This window comes from Microbacterium oxydans, from assembly GCF_000956405.1.
GTDB classification, from domain to species: Bacteria; Actinomycetota; Actinomycetes; order Actinomycetales; family Microbacteriaceae; genus Microbacterium; species Microbacterium oxydans_C.
Genome location: NZ_JYIV01000020.1, coordinates 42,273 through 56,693 on the forward strand (window position 1 = coordinate 42,273; position 14,421 = coordinate 56,693).

A 14,421-nucleotide genomic window follows, 5' to 3' on the forward strand; every position below is an offset into this window, starting at 1 on the left:
TGGCGTTGACTATAACACTGGCTATGCTGCCTTGGACAGTGTTGTACGCATTGTCGACGGCACTGACTGGCTGCCTGACCAGTGTGGGGTACCGTGATCTCTGCGTGACCGAAACCGGTGGCGTGCGAACGGAGGAACTCGATGGCGACTCGGAAGGCCGCGGACTCGGCGAAGACGCCCGCCCGCACGAAGAGCACCACCACCACCCGACCCCGGCGCGCACGGGACTCGCTCAGCCGCGAGATCATCGTCGCCGCCGCCGATCGCGTCGTGGAGCGCGACGGGCTCGACCGCCTCACGTTCCAGGCAATCGGCGAAGAGCTCAGCGCCCACCCCACCTCGATCTACCGCCACTTCCGCGACAAGGACGAGCTGCTCCTCGCACTCATCGACACGCTCCGCGCCCGCTCCTACAGCGGCGCGATGGTGCGCACCGACGACTGGCTCGCCGACCTGCGCACGCAGGCGCACCTGATCCATGACCACTACATGCGCTATCCCGAGTTCGCACTGCAGATGGCACTGCGCCGCCCGACCGACCTCTCCTCGATGGAATACTCGATCGGCGCGCTGCGCCGCGGCGGGTTCGACCGCGAGCAGGCGACGCTCTACGCACGTGCGCTCGGCCAGCTGATCCGCTCGGCGTCCAGCATCCAGGCCGCCCTCACTGCCCTTCCCGCCGACGTGCAGGATGCCGACGAGCTCACCTGGCAGATGGATCTGCGCAAGATCGACGCCGAGGAGTTCCCGGAGATCGCGTGGGCCGGCGAGACGCTCCCCGACGTACGGGACCCCCGCGCCTGGGAGACCGCCCTCGACCTACTGCTCGAAAGCATCGCGCGCCACGCGCCGAGCGCCTGACGCCTGGCGACCCCGGTCAGCGCGCTCGCGCGTCCGTCAACTCATCGAGCATCCCGACGAGCAGGTCGATCCGCTCGAGCATCGACTCAACCGAGACCCACTCATGGTCGGCATGCGCGCCGGCCCCGCGTGGCCCGAGTCCGTCGAGAGTGCGCGCTCCGACGGCGGCCGTGAAGTTGCCGTCCGAGGCACCACCCGCCGAGACGGCCTCGATCGGCGGAAGCCCCAGCCGTTCCGCGACCCGTCGCGCGCACGCGAGCAGCTCCGCGGACGAGCTCTCCTCCATCGGCGGACGGTTGATGCCGCCGACGACCTCCACGCTCACGCCGTCGGTGTGCGGATCGAGCTTCTGCATCTCGTCATCCACCCGTTCCAGTTCCCCGAGCGTCCAGGCGCGCACATCGACGCGCACCTCGGCATGCTCGGGAATGACGTTCGTCGCGGTGCCCGCCCGTGCGACCGTGGGGCTCACGGTGGTGCCGCGATCATCGTCGGCGAGCGCGGGCAAAGCCAGCACGTGATGGGCGAGCTCGGTGAGGGCACTGCGCCCCTTCCACGGCTCGAGACCGGCATGTGCCGCGCGCCCGGTCAGCTCGACGCGGTAGATGCTGCCCCCGCGGCGGGCGATCTTCAGCGCACCGTCGAGGCTCGGCTCCAGCACCAGCACGCTGCCGGCGCGGGCGGCCTCACGCTCGATCAGAGCACGCGAGGTGAGCGATCCGACCTCCTCGTCGCTCGTGAGCAGCACGGCGACCCCGGCCGGGTTCGCGATGCGGGCGAGGGCCGCAGCCATGATGACGATGCCGGCCTTCATGTCGAAGACCCCGGGGCCTGTCGCGATATCGTCCTCGACACGGAACGGGCGCTCCGCGATGGTGCCCTTCGGGAAGACCGTGTCGAGATGACCGAGCAGCAGCACGGAAGGGGCGTCTCCGCTCGTCCAGAGCATGTGCTCCACGCCGTCGACGGCTTCGACTGTGCCCGGGGTTCCGAGCACAGGGTCGAGCCACGACCGCACCAGAGCCTGCGCGGCGGCGAGGCCCGTCGCGTCGCCCGTGGGGGTCTCGATCGACACGAGCGCGTCCAGGCGCTCGATCGCCTGCGCACGCGCGGTCACGCAGCCACCTCCCCGGTGAGAAAAGCGCGAAGCGCGGAGGCCGTGGCCCGGGGAGCCTCTTCCGCCAGATAGTGATCGGCGTCGATCGCCGCCCCGGCGACGCCCGGCGCGTACGTCGCCCAGGCTGCCCGCACGTCGAAGGTACGGCCCACGTAGCTGTGGGCGCCCCAGAGCGCGAGCACCGGGAGGTCGAGCACGCGGCCCTCCGCCCGGTCCGCACGATCGTGTTCGAGGTCGATCCCGGCTGCGGCGCGGTAGTCAGCCCCCGACGCATACACGGTGTCGACGTCGAAGCACCGGAGATACTCGCCGTATGCGTCGGGAAGCGCATCGCCGTCGTGGCGACGTCCGACGAAGCGGCTGCGCAGCCAGGTCTCACGATCGGCCGAGATCAACGCCTCAGGCATGCCGTCGCCTCGGGCCAGGAAGAACCAGTGGAAGTACGCGGTCGCCATCTGGCGGTCGACGTTCTCGAACATGTGCAGCGTCGGCACGATGTCGAGCACGGCCAGCGCGGACACCGCGTCCGGATGATCCAGCGCCAGCCGATGCCCGACCCGGCCGCCGCGATCGTGCCCCACCACGGCGAACCGCTCGTGACCGAGTTCCCGCATGAGGATGACCTGGTCGTCGGCCATGTCTCGTTTGGCGTAGCTCGCGCCACGGGGCTTGTCCGAGTCGCCGTATCCGCGCAGGTCGGCGGCGACGACGGTGTGATCCCGCGCCAGGTCGGCGGCGACGGCGCTCCACATGGCCTTGGTCTCCGGATAGCCGTGCAGCAGGAGAACCGCAGGACCGGAACCGCGCACCTCTGCTGCGATCCGCGTGCCGTCGCAGTCGATGGTCATCGACGTGGGGACTGTGGTCATCTTCGTCCAACTCTCCGTGCTCGACATGCAAGTCAGTTGCGTTGACTATATCAATGACCATTGGTTCCGGAAGCCCCGTCGAGACACACGCGATCTCTGTGACCGTGCGGCGAGACACCACAGGCCAGGAGAAGCCCGCCGAGAAGTAGGCTGAACGCATCATGGACGAGTTCATCCAGGGCTTCTGGAACTTCGCGCAGCACTACTGGTGGCTCATCTTCCCGATCATGGGAATGGCCGGTGGCATCGCGAAGACCTGGGAGCGCAGCTCCAAGCGACGACACGAGCGCCGCCTGGAGACCCTTCGCATGAAGGCGCAGCTGAAGACCGCCGAGATCGAAGCGCGCGCGCTCACCCAGCAGGCCAAGCGCCGCGGGCCCTCGGTCGTCGACACCACCGCGTCCGTGGCCCCGAACGACCTGGTCGCGCGCCTGTTCGCCGAGCACGACGAGATCACCGCACGCTGGCTCGACTACGAGCTCGACGTCGCGAAGCTGATCGCCTTCCCCGCCATGAGCGATGGGCGCCAGCCGCTGACCGCCGCGTTCCTGCGCGCCAAGAAGACGGCGGATGCGCTGCGCCCCGCGTCCGCCGACGCCAAGGTCTCGGAGCAGCAGGTCACCGAATATCTCCAGGCCGTCGGCGACTACGCGGTCGCGTTCGAGATCGCCGAGAAGGATGCCAGGCGCCTGCGGGATTCGACCTTCACCGAGCCGGAGCGCAAACGCCTCGAACGCGCGCAGCAGCTGCTGAAGGTCGCGGTCGACGAATCGGCCACGCAGGCCGAGCGCAACGTCGCCTACAAGCGTGTGCGCGAGGAGCTCGACGGTCTCATCCTGCTCTCCGACGACGCGGTCACCGTGCTGGAGAAGCAGGTGGCGAAGGAGCTTCCTGCGCAGGCGAGCACTGCCACCGCGACCCCTCCCGCCGAACCCGGAGCCGAGCAGGAGCCCGAGCACATGCCGGAGCCGATGCCGGTCGCCGACCCGCTGCGCCCCGCAGCCCCGCGCGCACTCCCGCGCGACGACGCATGACTCCGGAGAACGTCACCGGCCCGGTCGCGCACCACGCCGAGGCGCCCGTCTGGTGGCCGGGCTGGGGCGGACTCCGCTGGGTCGACGGCGACGCCGGCGATCTTCTGTCGCTGCGACCGGATGGCGTGTCCCGTCAGCACATCGACGACGAGTACCTGGCTTTCGCCCGCCCGCGATCCGGTGGCGGTCTGGTGGCGGTCGGCGCCCGCACGCTCTACCTCGCGGACGACGTCGATGGAGAGGTCCGGGCGGCCGCATCGCTGGGCGACGACCCCGGCGTGCGCATGAACGATGGATGCTGCGACCCTCGGGGACGCCTGCTCGCGGGGTCGATGGCCTACGACGCGGCGCCCGATGCCGGGGCTGTGCTGCGCATCGACACCGACCTGACCACGGGCACTGTTCTCCCGCGGGCGACGATCTCGAACGGCATCGGCTTCTCGCCGGACGGCCGACGCGCCTACTACGTCGACACCGCGACGCATCGCATCGACGTGTTCGACGTCAGCGAGGGCGAGCTGCGAGGCCGTCGCGCCTTCGTCACGATCCCCGAGGAGCAGGGGTCTCCCGACGGGCTGAGCGTCGCCGCGGACGGCAGCGTCTGGGTGGCCCTCTGGGGCGGCAGCGCGGTGCACGGCTACGATCCCGCTGGACAGCGCATCGCGACGATCGAGCTCCCGGTGCCCCAGGTCAGCGCCTGCACCTTCGGCGACGACGACCTCGGCACGCTGTACATCACGACGTCCGCGCAGGGCCTCGAACCCGGCCACGGCACAGAGGCGGGCTCGCTCTTCGCCGTGCGACCCGGCGTGCATGGCCTTCCCGTGACACCGTTCGCGGGCTGATCCCGCCGCGAGAACAGGCACACTCGCCAGAACAGGCCACTTCCCAGCCAGGTCACCTGATGCGGCGTGATCGCCTGAGCCCACGCCGCCCCACGCGCCTCACTCCCGGTGACCTCTACCCGGGACACGGTGCACTCAGCAAAAGGAACCGTGCCCCGGGCACAGGCCGCCGGGGCGAGCGGAGTCAGCCCAGGTGCACCCGCTCGGTGCGCTGCTGCTGACGTCCGAGACCCTCGATCTCGATCGTCATCTCGTCGCCGTCCTGCAGATAGGGGAAGCGTCCGGAGAGCGCGACGCCCTGCGGGGTCCCGGTGTTGATCACGTCGCCGGGCTCGAGCACCAGATACTGACTCAGCTCGTGCACGATCTGCAGCACGGAGAAGATCATGTCCGCGGTCGACGAGTCCTGCCGCGGGTCGCCGTTCACGAACGACCGCAGCCGCAGCGCCTGGGGGTCGACCTCGTCGGCGGGGACGAGTGCGGGCCCGAGCGGGTTGAACGTCTCGGAGCACTTGCCCTTCGACCACTGCCCGCCCGACACGTCGAGTTGATACGCGCGCTCGGAGACGTCGTTCGAGATCGTGTAACCGGCGATGACCTCGCGCGCGGCGTCGGGAGAAGACAGGTAGCGGGCGGTCTTGCCGATCACGATCGCCAGCTCCACCTCCCAGTCGACCTTCTCGGCTCCGGGCGGCAGCAGCACGACATCGTCCGGTCCGACCACCGTGTTGGGGTGCTTGAAGAAGACGACCGGATGCTCGGGCGGCTCCGATCCGGATTCGGCCGCATGGGCCGCGTAGTTCTGCCCGATGCAGATCACCGCTGTCGGACGAGCGACCGGGGCCCCGATACGCAGCCCGTCGACGTCAGCGGTGACCAGTTCACCCCGGCCGAGCGCGGAGCGCACGCGACTGATGCCGTCGGCGGCGAGGAACGCGCCGTCGATCTCGGCGGTGAGCGGAGACAGGTCGTACACGACGCCCGCCTCCCGCACGTAGGGACGTTCGTGGCCGGACGGGCCGAGTCGCAGGAGTTCCATGGGGGCCTTCCAGGTCAACGCGCGGCGGCGAAGGCGGGGTTGACGATCGGCACGGACTCGCCGGCCAGGTAGCGGATGATGTTGTCGGCCGCGTGCACCGGCAGGTCTGCCAGCGCTTCGGGCGAGTACCAGGCGGCGTGCGGTGTGAGCAGCACCTGATCGAGGTCGCGCAGCGGCGAGTCGGCGGCGAGCGGCTCTCCCGCGAACACGTCGAGGGCCGCGGCGCCGAGGTGCCCCGCGCGCAGTGAGGCAGCAAGCGCTTCCTCGTCGATGAGCGGACCACGGCAGGTGTTCACCACGACCGCCCCCGGCTTCATGGTCGCGAGCGCGGCTGCGTCGATCAGGTGCCGGGTGTCGTCGGTGAGCGGCACATGCAGAGTGAGGATGTCGGCCCGTGCGACGGCTTCCGCGATCTCCACGGGCTCGCACCCGGCTTCGCGCACAGCATCGGCAGGGGCGAAGGGGTCGGCGACGAGGACGCGGAAGCCCAGCGCGCGACAACCACGAGCGACCATCGAGCCGATGCGTCCGAAGCCGATCACCGACACCGTGGTGGCGGAGGGGCGCACGGCAAGCGGGCGGGCGTCGACCGCCTTCCAGGTCCCGGCGCGCACGGCGCGGTCGTAAGCGGACAGGCCGCGCGCCTGGGACATGATCATCGCGATGGTGTGCGCTGCGACCTCTTCGATGCAGTAGCTCGGGGTGTTCGCGACGGCGATGCCACGAGCGGTCGCGGCCTCGACATCGACCATGTCGTACCCGATGCCGACACGGCTGATGATGCGGAGGTTCGGCATCCGGTCCATCACATCACCCGTGATCTGCGCCCACTGCACGACCAGTCCTTCGGCATCGGCGCCGAGAGCGGCGATGTCGTCCGGGCTTCCGGATGCGGCGCGATCGGCGCGCAGCCCTGCCTGTCGGAGCGTGTCTTCGATGACGGTTCCCGGCAGGTCGCAGTCGCTGACGAGGATGAATGACTCGGTCATGGATGCGATGCTATAGCATCTAGCGAATCGTCGCACCGCGATGCGGGTCATCGGCCCTTTCGCTGCTCCGAAATCCTGGGCCGCTCGCTCGGGCGCCCGCGCGTTCACGCGTGAGGGTTCCCGAAACCCTCCGAATCTCCGTCTGAGCAGGGGGATCACCCACCGTGTTCGCCAGACTGGGGAGATCGAAGGGGAGTAGTTCCGGGCTCGCGAGAGCCTGAGGCCGCATCGACATACTGACGTTCACGATGATCGTCCGGTGCCCCTGTCTCCCGGATGAACGAGACCTTCGGCCCATGCGCGGCCGGAGCTCTGTCTTGTCCTCCCTCGGTCGCGCCCGACCGAAAGGACCGTTCCCCATGCCACGCGCATTGATCGGCCGTCTCGCCCTGTGTCTTCTCATCGCGACCCCCGCCCTGGTGTTCCGCACACTGGGCTTCCACCCGAATCCCGTACTGGACCTCGTCGTCTTCGGGGCGGCGGTCGTGGCGGCGAGCTTCGTGCTCGCCTGGGCCGCCGAGGCCGCGCAGAAGGACATCTCCGGCGCCCTCGCGATCGCCATCCTCGCCCTCATCGCCGTGCTCCCCGAATACGCCGTCGACCTGTACTACGCGTTCCGCTCCGGCTCCGACCCCGAGTACGCGCAGTACGCCGCCGCGAACATGACGGGATCGAACCGACTGCTCCTGGGTTTCGGGTGGCCGCTCGTCGTGATCGTCGCGCTCCTGGTCGCGAACCGCGCACGCCGCGGCGAAGCCCGGCGCCTCGCCCTCGAGCTCCCCGTCACCGCACGCCTGGACGTCGGCTTCCTCGCGGTGCTGGCAATCCTCGCGTTCGCCATCCCACTGCTCGGGAACATCCCGATCTGGTTCGGCCTGGTGCTCATCGGGGCGTTCGTCACCTACCTGTGGCGGGCCGGCCGCGCGGAGGGCGCGGACCGCGAAGAGGAGTTCGTCGGAGCGGCCGCACACATCGCCGGCATGCCGACCCGCGTCCGACGGATCACCGTGATCTCGATGTTCGTCGTCTCGGCCGGCATCATCCTCGCGTGCGCCGAGCCGTTCGCGACCGGTCTCGTCGATTCGGGTACCGCGCTCGGGATCGACAGCTTCTTCCTCGTGCAGTGGCTCGCGCCCCTCGCCTCCGAGGCGCCCGAGTTCATCATCGCTGTGCTCTTCGCCGTCCGGGGCATGGGTGCCGCCGCGATCGCCACCCTCATCGCGTCGAAGGTCAACCAGTGGAGCCTTCTGGTCGGCTCGCTCCCCCTCGCGCACTTCTTCGGTGGCGGAGGGTCCGATCTGCCGCTCGATGCCCGGCAGATCGAGGAGTTCGTGCTCACCGGCACCCAGACCGTGATGGGCGTCGCGATCCTCCTCGCCCTCCGATTCCACCTGGGATCGGCCATCGCCCTGGCGGCGATCTTCCTCGTGCAGTTCTTCGTGACCGACACCGGCGGCCGTTACGTGCTCTCCGCCGTGCAGCTGATCATCGCCGCCGGGTTCCTGATCGTCCACCGTCGACACATCCTGCCCACCCTCGCGGCGCCGTTCCGTCGATCGCAGCCTTCGCTGGCCACGACCGCGGGCGGATCCGCAGACGGTGCCGGAAGTCGCGGATGACCACCCTTTTGCTATAGCGTTTAGGGATGACTGTGCGCCGCGCTCTGATCACGGGGGCGAGTTCCGGCATCGGGACCGCCGCCGCCCTCGAACTCGCCCGCGAGGGTGCTGCCCTCTGGATCACGTATGCCGGACGGGAGACCGAAGCGCTGCGCATCGCGGAGGAGTGCCGGGCGGCAGGGTCGCCCGAGGTGCACGTGTCGCGCCTCGACCTGCGGGAGCGCGAGTCGATCGACGCGCTCGTCGGTGAGATCACGGACGCATGGGGATCGCTCCATGTGCTCGTCAACAACGGCGGAGTCTGCCCGTACACGCCCTACGACGACATCGAGTTCGACGAGTGGGACATGGTGCTCGAGACCAACGCCCGCGGCACCTTCTTCCTGACCCGCGGGGCGCTCCCCCTGCTCCGGGCAGCAGAAGGCGACCGCTCTGTGATCAACATCGCGTCGATCGCGGGCCAGGTCGGCGCGCTGCAGACCGGCATCCACTACGCCGCGAGCAAGGGCGCGATCCTGGCGATCACGCGCAGCTTCGCCCGGCACCTCGCTTCGGAGGGCATCCGCGTCAACGCCGTGACCCCCGGCCCGGTCGCGAGCGCCATCACGGACCAGCTGCAGGGGGCGGGGCGCGAGAAGCTCGAATCGGGCATCCCCCTCGGCGCGTTCGGGCAGCCGGAGGACGTGGCCTGGATCATCGCATCACTCGCCTCAGAGCGAGCCCGCTTCATCACCGGCGCCACCTACGACGTCAACGGAGGAGTTCGCATTGACTGACCACGCACCCCTGGATCGCTCTGCCCTCGAGACCGTGCAGGCGCAGCTCGACGCCTTCAACGCACACGACCTCGACGCATTCGTGGCCACCTATGCCGAGGACGCCGTGATCACCGGTGTCGCCGCCGAACCCGTCATAGGCGCTGCCGCGATCCGTGCGTTCTACGAGCCTCGGCTGCAGAACCCCGAGCTGTCGTGCGTCATCGAGACCAGCGTGCTCTTCGGCACCCGGTGGGTCGTCGCACAGGAGCAGGTCATCAACGCCGGCGTCGCCACCGAGACCATCGCGACCTTCGACGTGGTGGACGGGTTGATCGCTCGGGCGTCGATGCTCAAGGCCTGAGGAGGGGGTTCTCCGCAAGCGGACCCTCGAGGAAGCGATGCACTGCGTCGGCCAGCTTCGGTTCCAGCCGACGCAACGGGTGCCTGCCCCCCGCTTGAGAGCCACGGCCGATCACTCGTGCTCGGGCAGGACAGGCGACGACCAACCTTGGTCACGACCGAGCTGCGCAGCGCGCGACACGGAGCCCGCACCGAAGCGATCGCGCAGGGTGTCGAGTACCGTGTCGAGGCGCGCTTCGTCGCCCCAGTCGATCGGCAGCTCGGGCGCCACGTTCCCTGCACGGTCGAGCTGCGAAAGCGAGATCCCGAGCAGGGTGATGCCACGCGCAGTGATCTCGGGCTGCGCTGCGGCGAGCAGTCCGCGAGCGAGGGTGAGCAGCACAGCGGTGCGGTCGGTCGGAGCGCGGAGCGAACGGGAGCGGGTGGCTTTCGTGAAGTCGCCGAAGCGCCGACGCAGCACGACTGTCCGGCACACGCGATCGCCGTCGCGGAGTCGCCTGCCGAGACGGTCGATGATCTGCGTGAGGATGAGGTCGAGTTCCTCGGCCGAGCGTGGACGAGTGCCCAAGGCACGCTGCGAGCCGATGGATCCCCGACGCCGTGTGGTGTCGACCGGCCGCGGGTCGCGCAGCCGGGCCAACGCGTGCACATGCGCACCCGTCGCTTTGCCCAGCATCCGCTCGGCGGTCGCGGCCTCCAGCTCAGCGAGCTCGCCCACGGTGCGGATGCCGTAGCGGTGCAGCTTCTCGGCCGTGACGGTGCCCACACCCCACAGCCGCTCGACCGGGAGCGGAAGCAGGAACTCCTCTTCGCGGTCGGGCTCGACGACCAGCAGACCGTCCGGCTTGCTCACGGCACTCGCGACTTTCGCGAGGAACTTGGTGCGCGCGACGCCCACCGAGATGGCCAGCCCCGCCTCCGCCCGCACGCGCTCACGCAGCCGCGTCGCGATCTGCTCAGGGCTCCCGGCGATCCGCCGCAGGCCTCCGACCTCGAGGAAGGCCTCGTCGATCGACAGCCCCTCCACGAGCGGGGTGGTGTCGCGGAAGATCGCGAACACGTCCTTGCTCGCTGCGGAGTACGCGTCCATGCGCGGCGGGACGACCACGGCATCGGGGCAGAGCTCGCGCGCCTGCCGGCCTCCCATCGCCGTGCGCACCCCGCGCGCCTTCGCCTCGTAGCTCGCCGCCAGCACGACCCCGCCGCCCACGATCACGGGTCGGCCCCGCAGTTCCGGGGCGTCGCGCTGCTCGACCGACGCGTAGAACGCATCGAGGTCGGCGTGCAGCACGGTCGCTTCCCCACGCATCCTGCTCTCCTGTCGACGAGCGGATCGTCGCACGGACCGGGGACATCCGTGGGCGTCGCGCCCGCCCTGCACGCGGTGTCGGTGCCGGCAGGTAGGTTCGGCGCGTGCCGGAACCGGTGATGCAGTGGTGGGCGCGACGGCAGTTCTCCCGCGGTCGCGCGATTCCGTATGAGGTGGGGACCTATCGCGCCGGGTGGGCCGCCTACCCGGAGCTGATCCGCCAGTATCACCCCGAACTGAACCACGGCATCGCACTGTCGCAGATCCCGCTGGCCGCCGACGTGCTCGTGTGTTGGGAGTGCCCCGTCGGCCACCGGTTCGCTGCCACACCGACCGAGCAGCGCGAACGTCCTGGTCGCGTCCGGCGCCGTTCCGCGTGGTGTCCGGACTGCTCCGCGCTCGCCCGCCCGCAGCCGGTCGTGCTCGGGGAAGCTCGCGCCATCCCCCGGAAGCCCCGTCGCTCCGCGCCTGCGCTCTGCACCAAGACGCCCGACCTCCCCTCGGGGACCGCTTTCGCGAGTGAGTGCGCGCCGAAGCCCGCCTCGGCCGCAGAGGGCCGCCTGCGGTCAGGGCTCAGTGCCGCGATCGAGTTCGACACACGCGTGAACGCCGTCAAGGTCTCGCGCCCGTTCTTCCGCCACACCGAGGTCTGGCCGGACATCGTGCTGCCCGAGCTGCGGGTCGCGATCGAGTACGACACCGTCGGCCGACACGGCCTGGAGCACGTCGGCAAGCGGCAGGATGCGGATCTGCGCAAGGACCGCGCCCTGCGTGCGGCGGGGTGGGAGGTGATCCGCATCCGGACAGGGAAGCTCCAGCCTCTCGGCCCGCATGACCTGGCGCTGTCATCCGTCGGAGCGAAGAGCATCGCCAGGATCATCGACGAGCTGCGCGTGATCCGGGGCGCGCTGATGGTGGACGCGTATCTGCGGTAGACGCCCCGTCAGCCCTCGAAGCGCTCCCGCAGAGCAGGGTCGATGGCGATGTCGCCGAAGGACGCCGTCCATGCCCCGTCGACCGCGATCGACTGCCCCGACAAGTAGGGCGCCTCGTCGGAGAGAAGGAACGCCGTGAGTGCGGCCACCTCTTCCGCGCGGGCGATCCGACCCATGGGCGGCCCCTCGGCGAGGGCACGCTCCTCGGCGGCGGGGTCGGCAGCGCGGGCGATCTGCGCCTCCAGATGCGGGGTGCGCACGCCACCGGGAGCGACCGTGTTGGCGCGTATGCCCAAAGCGCCATACGACACGGCCACACTGCGGGTGAGGGCGTCGATGCCGCCCTTGGCGAACTCGTACGCGGCATGGTCGGTGAAGCTCGAGCGCCCGTGGATGGATCCGATGTTGACGATCGCGCCCGCGACGCCCTGATCGACGAACGCGGAGACGGCGGTCGAGCAGCCCCAGATGTAACCGAAGCCGTTGATGTCGAGCACCTCGCGCACCACGGACTCGTCGAGCTCGTGCAGGGGTGTCCGTTTCGTGATGCCGGCGTTGTTGACCCAGCCGGCGAGCGGGGCCCTGGCGCGGGCAGCAGCAGCCGCGCGCTCGTGCGTCGAGCGATCCGACGCGTCACCGAGCACCACCTCGGCCACGATGCCGTCTTCGACCGTGCCCGAACCCGCAGAGCGCTCGAGTCCGACCACGGTCCATCCGTCAGCCGTGAGGCGTTCCGCGATGGCACGGCCGATGCCCTTGCCACTGCCGGTCACGACGACGCTGCGCGCAGATTCTGTCATGTCAATCCCTCTCGAATCGGAACACGGCGGGGTCCAGAGCGAAGCCGAGTCCCGTAGCATCCGTCGGGCGAACCAGGCCCTCGAACGACGGGCCGCCGAGAACGAAAGACGGAGCAGGGTCGTAGGGGTTCACCCCTCTCGCGAACGTCTCCACGCCGATGCCGAGGTGTGCGGTGACCTCGGGATACACGTGCCCGGAGACCGGGACCCCGCGCTCCGCGGCCCATGCGATCATCTCGCGGGCGGGCGTCACACCACCGATCGCCACGACGTCGAGCCGCAGCGCTTCGACACCCCCGACCTCGACCAATGCTCTCAGCACCGCGGGATCGGTGACCTCGTCGCCAACAGCGACCGCCAGGCCCGACTCCTGGCGGATGCGCGCGACGCCTGCCGCGTCTTCGGGAAGCAGCGGGTCTTCGAGCCACGCGAGCTGCGGGTCACCCCACTGCGCGATCTCCTCCAGTGCGGCATCGGCATTCCGCCAGCCGAAACCCACATCGACGACGAGGCCGGTGGCGGCGGGGAGTTCGGCGTTCAGGGTCGCCAGGAGTTCTCGCATGTATGCCGGATCAGGAATGCGGGAGATCTTCACTGCGGACCAGCCGTCAGCCTGCGCGAGGACCTCGTCCGCGACTTCCCGAGGAGCCCGGTCCGCAGACGGATACGCGGCGACCAGCATCGACTCGCGAGGAGCATCACCGGTGCCGAGCATCTTCCACAGCGGCACACCGGCGCGACGGGCGGCGGTGTCCCACAGCGCGATGTCGACCAGCCCGATGGCACGTCGCACCAGGCCCACGCGGCCGACGATCGCGCTGCCGCGCAGCATCCGCTCCCACGTCGCCGCGGGGTCGTCGGCGTCCGCACCCAACGCGTGCGGGGCCACGAGACGGTCGGTGATCTCGGCCATCGGCGCCTCCCGCGAAAGGCAGTACGCCACCCCGGTCGTGCCGTCGTCGGCCGTCACCTGCACCGCGGAGTACTCTCGCCGCACGACCGTCATCGCGCCGAGCTGCAACGGCGCAGGGAGAGGCAGTACGGCGGTGGCCGTGTCGATGCGCGCGATCGTGGTCATTCGGGCTTCTTCGCCAGCGGCACGCCGTAGTCGACCATGAAGCCGCCGTCGACGTAGAGGGTCTGGCCGTTCATGTAGCGCGACTGGTCAGAGACGAGGAAGCTGACCGCGGCCGCGATCTCACTCGCCTCGGCCAGGCGCTTCGCCGGGATGCGGGACAGGATCGTGTCCAGGCTCAGCGTGCCCTGCTCGACGCCCTGACGGAAGACGCCCGTGTCGACGTAGCCCGGGGCGACGGCGTTGACACGGACACCGCGCGCCGCCCATTCGGCTCCTGCCGTGGAGGTGAGTCCGATGACGGCGGCCTTGGTCGTGGCATACGGCGCGCGCCCCGCGGAGCCTCGCGAGGAGATGGAGGAGATGTTGACGATGCGGCCCTCACCCCGGTCGAGCATCCGCTTCCCGGCAGCCTGGAGCGCGGAGAACACCCCGTGCAGGTTCACGTCCACCACGGCGGACCACTCGTCCCACGTGAGGTCTTCGATGCCACGGTGGCGCTGGATCCCGGCGTTGTTCACGAGCACCTCGATGGGTCCGAGCTCCGCCTCGATCTCTCCGAAGACCCGGTCCACGGCGGCATGGTCGGTGACGTCGAGCTCCCGCCACAGGATCCCGGCGGGGTTCTCGCCCGCGGTCAGCCCGGGGACGCGGTCGGTCGCGACGACGAGGTAGCCGTCCGCGGAGAGTCGCTGTCCGATCTCCCAGCCGATGCCGGCCGAGCCTCCGGTGACGATGGCGACGGGGCGCGCGGTCATGTCTCTCCTCTACCTCGGGGATTTGCTATAGCAACTCTATCCCGTTCGAATCG

At 69.8% G+C, this 14,421-nt stretch carries 15 protein-coding genes; 7 read left to right on the top strand and 8 right to left on the bottom strand.

Annotated features, from left to right (window positions below; translation table 11 throughout):
* Positions 1-141 precede the first annotated feature (141 nt).
* Positions 142-861: a TetR/AcrR family transcriptional regulator gene (locus tag RN51_RS05165; RefSeq protein WP_045262981.1), complete on the top strand. Its 720-nt coding sequence runs from the start codon at positions 142-144 to the stop codon at positions 859-861.
* Between the two features lie 16 nt (positions 862-877).
* On the opposite strand, the gene RN51_RS05170 is transcribed toward RN51_RS05165, so the two are convergent.
* Both RN51_RS05170 and RN51_RS05175 read right to left on the bottom strand, forming a co-directional pair.
* The gene (locus RN51_RS05170; protein ID WP_045262982.1) at positions 878-1,978 is read right to left on the bottom strand and encodes a M20 family metallopeptidase; all 1,101 of its coding nucleotides are present in this window, start codon (positions 1,976-1,978) and stop codon (positions 878-880) included.
* Positions 1,975-2,847 carry an alpha/beta fold hydrolase gene (locus RN51_RS05175; protein WP_045263057.1) on the bottom strand — a complete coding sequence of 291 codons (873 nt, stop codon included), beginning with the start codon at positions 2,845-2,847 and terminating at the stop codon, positions 1,975-1,977. The genes RN51_RS05170 and RN51_RS05175 overlap by 4 nt, the downstream gene beginning before the upstream one ends.
* A 161-nt stretch (positions 2,848-3,008) precedes the next feature.
* On the opposite strand from RN51_RS05175, the gene RN51_RS05180 reads away from it, so the two are divergent.
* The gene (locus RN51_RS05180) at positions 3,009-3,881 is read left to right on the top strand and encodes a hypothetical protein (RefSeq protein WP_045262983.1); all 873 of its coding nucleotides are present in this window, start codon (positions 3,009-3,011) and stop codon (positions 3,879-3,881) included.
* The gene (locus RN51_RS05185) at positions 3,878-4,726 is read left to right on the top strand and encodes an SMP-30/gluconolactonase/LRE family protein (RefSeq protein WP_045262984.1); all 849 of its coding nucleotides are present in this window, start codon (positions 3,878-3,880) and stop codon (positions 4,724-4,726) included. The genes RN51_RS05180 and RN51_RS05185 overlap by 4 nt, the downstream gene beginning before the upstream one ends.
* Positions 4,727-4,910: 184 nt before the next feature.
* Here the strand turns inward: RN51_RS05185 and RN51_RS05190 are convergent, their stop codons facing one another.
* Both RN51_RS05190 and RN51_RS05195 read right to left on the bottom strand, forming a co-directional pair.
* Positions 4,911-5,765: a fumarylacetoacetate hydrolase family protein gene (locus tag RN51_RS05190; RefSeq protein WP_045262985.1), complete on the bottom strand. Its 855-nt coding sequence runs from the start codon at positions 5,763-5,765 to the stop codon at positions 4,911-4,913.
* Between the two features lie 14 nt (positions 5,766-5,779).
* Complete coding sequence (locus RN51_RS05195; protein WP_052674591.1) at positions 5,780-6,754, bottom strand: C-terminal binding protein; 975 nt, start codon at positions 6,752-6,754, stop codon at positions 5,780-5,782.
* A 359-nt stretch (positions 6,755-7,113) separates the two neighbouring features.
* Between RN51_RS05195 and RN51_RS05200 the strand changes: the two genes are divergently transcribed.
* From RN51_RS05200 to RN51_RS05210, 3 genes are read left to right on the top strand one after another with little or no spacing between them, the layout of a single operon-like run.
* Positions 7,114-8,373, top strand: a complete 1,260-nt coding sequence (locus RN51_RS05200) for a sodium:proton exchanger (RefSeq protein WP_045262986.1) — start codon at positions 7,114-7,116, stop codon at positions 8,371-8,373.
* A gap of 26 nt (positions 8,374-8,399) precedes the next feature.
* The gene (locus RN51_RS05205) at positions 8,400-9,149 is read left to right on the top strand and encodes an SDR family NAD(P)-dependent oxidoreductase (protein WP_045262987.1); all 750 of its coding nucleotides are present in this window, start codon (positions 8,400-8,402) and stop codon (positions 9,147-9,149) included.
* Positions 9,142-9,492, top strand: a complete 351-nt coding sequence (locus tag RN51_RS05210; protein WP_045262988.1) for a nuclear transport factor 2 family protein — start codon at positions 9,142-9,144, stop codon at positions 9,490-9,492. The genes RN51_RS05205 and RN51_RS05210 overlap by 8 nt, the downstream gene beginning before the upstream one ends.
* Before the next feature lie 111 nt (positions 9,493-9,603).
* On the opposite strand, the gene dinB is transcribed toward RN51_RS05210, so the two are convergent.
* Positions 9,604-10,800 (bottom strand): DNA polymerase IV, encoded by a 1,197-nt coding sequence (dinB, locus tag RN51_RS05215; RefSeq protein WP_045262989.1) that lies wholly within the window; start codon positions 10,798-10,800, stop codon positions 9,604-9,606.
* 104 nt (positions 10,801-10,904) lie between these two features.
* On the opposite strand from dinB, the gene RN51_RS05220 reads away from it, so the two are divergent.
* Positions 10,905-11,735 (top strand): zinc-ribbon domain-containing protein, encoded by an 831-nt coding sequence (locus RN51_RS05220; protein WP_082066437.1) that lies wholly within the window; start codon positions 10,905-10,907, stop codon positions 11,733-11,735.
* Between the two features lie 8 nt (positions 11,736-11,743).
* Here RN51_RS05220 and RN51_RS05225 read toward each other — a convergent pair whose 3' ends face one another.
* The 3 genes from RN51_RS05225 to RN51_RS05235 are packed head-to-tail and all read right to left on the bottom strand — an operon-like array spanning position 11,744 to position 14,368.
* Positions 11,744-12,535: an SDR family NAD(P)-dependent oxidoreductase gene (locus RN51_RS05225; protein ID WP_045262991.1), complete on the bottom strand. Its 792-nt coding sequence runs from the start codon at positions 12,533-12,535 to the stop codon at positions 11,744-11,746.
* Between the two features lies 1 nt (position 12,536).
* Complete coding sequence (locus RN51_RS05230) at positions 12,537-13,613, bottom strand: enolase C-terminal domain-like protein (RefSeq protein ID WP_045262992.1); 1,077 nt, start codon at positions 13,611-13,613, stop codon at positions 12,537-12,539.
* On the bottom strand, positions 13,610-14,368 hold the full coding sequence (locus RN51_RS05235; protein WP_045262993.1) for an SDR family NAD(P)-dependent oxidoreductase: 759 nt from the start codon (positions 14,366-14,368) through the stop codon (positions 13,610-13,612). The genes RN51_RS05230 and RN51_RS05235 overlap by 4 nt, the downstream gene beginning before the upstream one ends.
* Positions 14,369-14,421: the final 53 nt, after the last annotated feature.